The following is a 5,474-nucleotide window of genomic DNA, read 5'->3' as shown; positions in this document are numbered from 1 at the left end:
AGGCCTGTACGTCAACCTGGAGCGCGGCACCCGCAACCAGGGCGCCCTGGTGGTCAACGCCGCCAACAACTTCCCGGTCGCCTACAGCAACGTCGGCCGCCGCGACGACGAGTTCGCCGTGGTCCGCGCCGGCCTGAACTACAAGTTCGGCTCGTACTAAGACCCAGGACGCTCCCGGCCTCCGGGCCGGGAGCGTTCCGGATGGACGAGGGCCTCCCCAGGCTCCACGCCCGACCGGCCGTTTCGCCTCGGCACCCCAGCCCGATCGGGCTGGACGCTCAGGTCAGCACAAAGCCCCGGATGCCCATGGCGCCCGGGGCTTTGTGCTGTTTTGTGGAGAGGAGACCTGCGTTCCCCGTGCCGCCTCACCCGCGCCAGGGCGAATGGCGGATCACGCTGCAGAAGTTTCCGGCGTGGAAATGCGGCTCCTTGTCGGCGATCACATCGGCCTTGACGTTGCCGAAGGTCGTGCCCGGCTTGTGCCGGATTCCCTCGTAGAAGGCCTGGATGATATCCTCCTTGAAATGCGGGGGCCGGGGATGCGCGCGCACGACGGCCTCGCGCTCGGCGTCGCTGTACTGGGCGTAGGTCAGCCCGAGCACGTCCATCTCGACCCCGGCGGTGACCAGGGCGACCACGGGATGCATGTGCTGCGGGATGCCCGGCGTGGTGTGCAGCGCGACGGCGGCCCACACCGTGTCGATATCGGCCTGGGCGATGCCGTGGCCGCGCAGGAAGTCCCGGGCCGCGTTGGCGCCGTCGACCTCGAAGCGCTCGGTCGCGCTGCTGTGCTGCGGCGTCAGCCCCATGTCGTGGAACATCGCGCCGACATAGAGCAGCTCCGGATCGTAGCTCAGGCCGCGCTGCTTCCCGGCCAGGGCACCGAAATAGTAGACGCGGCTGGAATGGTGGAAGAGCAGCGGCGATTCCGTATCCCGGACGAGCTCGGTCACCGCGCGGGCGAGCGTGCTGTCGGGAATGGCGACGCCGTCGATGGGATGAGCCATGGCGTTCACTCCTTGCTGACCCCGGGAGATTAGCGCCCCGCGTTACGTCCGGAGTTGACGGAACACGTCCCAGGCGGCCAAATCGCGCGTCCGGCGGACGTGAGGGCGTGCACCGTGGAGCGGAGACTCGTGATCGTCGCGGCACCGGGCGTGCAGATGCTTGACGTCTCCGGCCCGCTGGACGTGTTCGCGGAGGCGAATGTCCAGGCCGGTCGCGCCGTCTACCGGACCGAGATCGTGTCCGCGCAGGCCACCACGATCGCGACCTCGTCCGGCGCGCGGCTGCTCGCGGACCGGACGATCTTCGACGCCGATCCCGGTGCCCCCGACACGGTGCTGGTGGCGGGATCGCCCGATGCGCCGCATCGGCGTCCCTCCGCCGCCCTTCTCGCCTGGCTTCGACGCACGGCGCCAGCGGCCCGGCGTTTCGGCTCGGTCTGCACCGGCGCCTTCGCGCTGGCCGAAGCCGGGCTGCTGGACGGGCGCCGGATCACCACCCATTGGGCGGCGGCCGACGCCCTGGCCCGACGCTACCCCGCGATCCGGGTCGAGCCGGACGCGATCCAGGTCCGCGACGGCCCGGTCTGCACCGCGGCCGGGGTGACGGCAGGCCTCGACCTGGCGGTGGCCCTGGTCGAGGAGGATCTCGGTCGGGAGCTGGCCAAACGCGTCGCCGCGCAGCTCGTGATGTTCTTCAAGCGCCCCGGCGGACAGATGCAGTTCAGCCGCAGCGGCGTGACCGAACCGTCGGGCCGGGCGGTGCTCCAGGAGGTCCAGCGCTGGATCGCGGCCGCCCCCGCGGAGGACCACAGCGTGGCCCGGCTGGCCGAACGGGCCGGCCTCAGCCCCCGGCACTTCGCGCGGCTGTTCCGGAGCGAGGTCGGCATGACCCCGGCCGACTGGGTCGAGGCCGCCCGGGTCGCGGCGGCGCGGCGCCGCCTGGAAGCGGAGGGCCTCTCCCCTAAGCAGGTCGCCGCCCTGACGGGCTTCGCCAACGCCGACACCCTGCGCCGGGCCTTCGTGCGCCACGTCGGCATCACCCCGGCCGAATTCCGCAGGCGGAACGGCGTGGGGTGAGGGACGCGGTCCTTACAAGCTTTCATGATGGAGGCTTGCATCGGTGGCGCTGAAGTGGGTGGCGTCGCCGTCTCGTTCGAGATTGGGCACGCCCTCGGCCGTTCATCGCACTCGTGATGGACTGGCCTGGGGCGCCCGAACGCGTCCACCCGGCAGCCGGGCGGGCCAGCCGGTGACGGATGCCCCCGGGCGGACGCCGCGCAGCCTCGGAAGCTGCGCGTCAGCCGATTCAGGAGGCTGCGAGACCCTGCAGGTCTCCTCGATCTCCGGCGCCGTCTACCGGGGCCGGGGATCGGCCGGGAATGGGCAAGCGCTCACAGGGTCGGCCTGCCGACGGCGCGAAGCCGTTACCGGCGGTTCGTCAGGCTGAAGAGGGCGAAGCCGGCCAGCGCGGCGAGGCCGAGGGCGAGGGAGCGGTTGCCGTGCAGGAAGTCGACCGCCTGCTCGCCCGCCTGGCGCAGATCGTTGCCCAGCGGCGAACCGGTCAGGATGCGCTCGGCCCGATCCCGGTTCTCCTCACGGGTGTTGATCGAGACCGCGAACACGTCGCCACGCCGCTCGATGTCGATGCTGTTGCGCGCAAACCCTGCACGGGCGAGGCGGTCGCGCGCCGATCGCGCGGCCTTCAGGGAGGGGACCGTTACCGAAGCCAAGGTGCTGTCCGACATCATGTTCTCCGTGCCGCGGGGCGGACCTCGTCGGGGTCGACCGCGCTCCTAGAAGGACTAACCCCGCTGCGGCCTTCGGGGTCCGTGGCCACGCGCCCCGGCCCGCAACCCCTGCGCGATGGCAGCGCCTCACCACCTCACTGACCGGAGGAGGTTTGGCGCCGAGATCCCGGTCCGAGGCGCAATGGATGTGGCCTCGCTGCGCGCGGCACCGAGGATCCCCGCGGAGGCGTCGCGCGGTTACGCACCGGAGCCCGGCGCAGGGCCATGTTCAGATGGGCCGATCGCCGTCTAGGATCGGCGCGCGATGGATACGAAAGCCGAGGATGTCCTGAGTGGGCTCGCGCCGCTGCTGCGCGTGCGCCCACACTTGGACGATGTCTGCCGCTTCGGCGGAGCCTGGGCCGCCATCCATGAGCCCGAGCCGGCCGGGCAGGCGTATTTCCACATCGTCACGCGCGGCCACGCGACGCTGCAGCGGCCGGGATCTGAGCCGTTGCACCTGGCCGCCGGGGATATCCTGCTTCTGCCGCGCGGTGACGCGCACACGATGCGCAACGCGGGACCGGACGCGCAGCCACCTGTGCCGGTCGGCGTCCGGCATCACGGCGCGCTCCGGTTCAAGACCAGCCTCGGCACCGAGCCGGATGTCGAGCTGGTCTGCGGCCGCCTGCGGTTCGAAGCGGCGCCCCAGAGCCTGATCGTGGCCGCGTTGCCGGATCTCGTCGTGCTGCGCGTCGGCGAGCAACCGCTCTCCACCCGCTTCCACCCCCTGCTGGTGGGGATCCGCGAAGAGCTGAGCGACCCGCAGGCGGGGGCGGTCGCCATCGCCGAGAACCTGGCCAGCGCGCTGTTCATGCTGATGCTGCGCGCCCACCTCGAAACCGCGGCCCCGGCAGAGGGTGTGCTGCGCCTTCTCGGCCAACGGATGACGGCCCAGGCGGTGCTCGCCATGGTCGGCGATCCACGCCGTGCCTGGACGCTGGACGAACTCGCCTCCGCGGCAACGGCATCCCGGGCGAGCCTCGTGCGGGCCTTCCGCAAGGCGGCCGGCGTCGCGCCGCTGGAGTTCCTGACGGACCTCCGGCTCGGGCTGGCCCATCACCGGCTGCGGACCCGGCCGATCCCGCTGGATCGCCTCGCCGACGAGGTGGGCTACCAATCCGCGGCCGCGCTGAGCCGCGCCTTCCTGCGCAAGTACGGACTCCGCCCCGGGCAGGCGCGCCACGGCGAGCACGCCGCGGCGTCAGCTTGATCCCCGCGGTCATCCGCTTGCGCCGGCCGGTCATCGAGGACGGGACGGCCGCCGACTACCTTCCGTGCCATCACACAGGAGGTCGTCATGCACATGATGGATTGGAACACCTACCGGCAGCAGGTCACGGCCGGCGTCGGGCATTTCGCCAAGCTCAGCCCTGACACGATCCGGGGCTACGGCGCCCTGAGCACGGCCGGCCAGAAGACCGATCAGCTCGATGCCAAGACCCGCGAGCTGATCGCCGTGGCCGTCGCGATCACGCTGCGCTGCGACGGCTGTATCACGGTCCACACCGACGCCGCGCGCAAGCTCGGTGCGACGGAAGCCGAGATCGCCGAAGCGCTCGGCGTCGCCACCAGCGTCAACGCGGGAGCCGCCGTCGTCTACGCGACGCGCGCCCTCGATGCCTATGCGGCGTCTTCCGAAGCCTGACCTCACATTCTCCCCTCGCGCGAAGGAATCGTGTCATGAACACGCACATCCGGCAGGTCTTCGGTCTGGTGTCCGGACCGGGCTCGAACCGCATCGGCCTTCAAGCCATGCGGCTGGCCATCGCGGTCATCTTTCTCTGGATCGGCGCTCTGAAGTTCGTGCCCTACGAGGCCGACAGCATCACGCCGTTCGTCGCCAACAGCCCGGTGATGTCATTCTTCTACGCCCATCCCGATCAATACGCGCAGCACCTCACCCACGAGGGGGAACTCAAGCTGGCGGAGCGGACTTGGCAGGCGGCCAATCACACCTACGCGTTCTCACGCGGCCTCGGGACCGTCGAGCTGCTGATCGGCGTGCTCGTCCTGGTCGGGATGGTGTCGCGGCGCCTCGGGCTGGCCGGCGCGGTGCTGGCCTTCCTCACGCCGGTCGTGACCCTCTCGTTCCTGGTCACCACGCCGGAGGCGTGGGTCTCGGCTTTGGGCGACGCCCAGCACGGCTTCCCGTACCTGTCGGGTGCCGGCCGGCTCGTCCTGAAGGATGTGACGCTGATGGCCGGCGCGTGGCTCGTGCTCGCCGACAGTGTGCGGGCCGTGCTCGACCATGACGCCCGGCGGCTCCAAGCCGCGACCGGTTTCAGCCTCGCGAGGAACGCGGCTTCGCGGTCGCTCTGAGCCGCGTAGCAACGAAAACACCCCGGGCGCGCGAGCGCCTGGGGTGTCGCCGACCTCGCGGCCGGTGTGATCGGGCTGGGGATGCGAAGGTTAACAGGGTGGCTGCCCCCGCTGCGCAGCAGGCGAGGCGGAGGACCAAAAGGCCCTCGTCCATCCGGAACGCTCCCGGCCCGGAGGCCGGGAGCGTCCTGGGTCTTAGTACGAGCCGAACTTGTAGTTCAGGCCGGCGCGGACCACGGCGAACTCGTCGTCGCGGCGGCCGACGTTGCTGTAGGCGACCGGGAAGTTGTTGGCGGCGTTGACCACCAGGGCGCCCTGGTTGCGGGTGCCGCGCTCCAGGTTGACGTACAGGCCTTCG

At 70.8% G+C, this 5,474-nt stretch carries 6 protein-coding genes and 2 pseudogenes; 5 read left to right on the top strand and 3 right to left on the bottom strand.

What is annotated here, in order from left to right:
- Positions 1-160, top strand: a pseudogene (locus tag AKJ13_RS33015) (porin family protein); the annotation flags it as partial.
- 205 nt (positions 161-365) lie between these two features.
- On the opposite strand, the gene AKJ13_RS29715 reads toward AKJ13_RS33015, so the two are convergent.
- On the bottom strand, positions 366-1,007 hold the full coding sequence (locus AKJ13_RS29715; RefSeq protein ID WP_050736533.1) for an HD domain-containing protein: 642 nt from the start codon (positions 1,005-1,007) through the stop codon (positions 366-368).
- A gap of 114 nt (positions 1,008-1,121) precedes the next feature.
- Here AKJ13_RS29715 and AKJ13_RS29710 point away from each other — a divergent pair, with 114 nt between their 5' ends.
- Positions 1,122-2,084, top strand: coding sequence for a DJ-1/PfpI family protein (locus tag AKJ13_RS29710; protein WP_082317210.1), 963 nt, complete (start codon positions 1,122-1,124; stop codon positions 2,082-2,084).
- A gap of 347 nt (positions 2,085-2,431) precedes the next feature.
- On the opposite strand, the gene AKJ13_RS29705 is transcribed toward AKJ13_RS29710, so the two are convergent.
- Complete coding sequence (locus AKJ13_RS29705) at positions 2,432-2,752, bottom strand: hypothetical protein (protein ID WP_050736534.1); 321 nt, start codon at positions 2,750-2,752, stop codon at positions 2,432-2,434.
- A gap of 307 nt (positions 2,753-3,059) precedes the next feature.
- On the opposite strand from AKJ13_RS29705, the gene AKJ13_RS29700 reads away from it, so the two are divergent.
- From AKJ13_RS29700 to rclC, 3 genes are all read left to right on the top strand, one after another.
- Complete coding sequence (locus tag AKJ13_RS29700) at positions 3,060-4,007, top strand: AraC family transcriptional regulator (protein WP_050736532.1); 948 nt, start codon at positions 3,060-3,062, stop codon at positions 4,005-4,007.
- An 87-nt stretch (positions 4,008-4,094) separates the two neighbouring features.
- Positions 4,095-4,442: a carboxymuconolactone decarboxylase family protein gene (locus AKJ13_RS29695; RefSeq protein WP_007569239.1), complete on the top strand. Its 348-nt coding sequence runs from the start codon at positions 4,095-4,097 to the stop codon at positions 4,440-4,442.
- A 35-nt stretch (positions 4,443-4,477) separates the two neighbouring features.
- Positions 4,478-5,116, top strand: a complete 639-nt coding sequence (gene rclC / locus AKJ13_RS29690) for a reactive chlorine resistance membrane protein RclC (protein WP_050736531.1) — start codon at positions 4,478-4,480, stop codon at positions 5,114-5,116.
- A 195-nt stretch (positions 5,117-5,311) separates the two neighbouring features.
- On the opposite strand, the pseudogene AKJ13_RS33010 reads toward rclC, so the two are convergent.
- Positions 5,312-5,474 (bottom strand): annotated as a pseudogene (locus AKJ13_RS33010) (porin family protein); the annotation flags it as partial.

This window comes from Methylobacterium sp. ARG-1, from assembly GCF_001262595.1.
GTDB classification, from domain to species: domain Bacteria; phylum Pseudomonadota; class Alphaproteobacteria; order Rhizobiales; family Beijerinckiaceae; genus Methylobacterium; species Methylobacterium brachiatum.
This window is presented reverse-complemented; position numbering and strand designations above follow the sequence as displayed.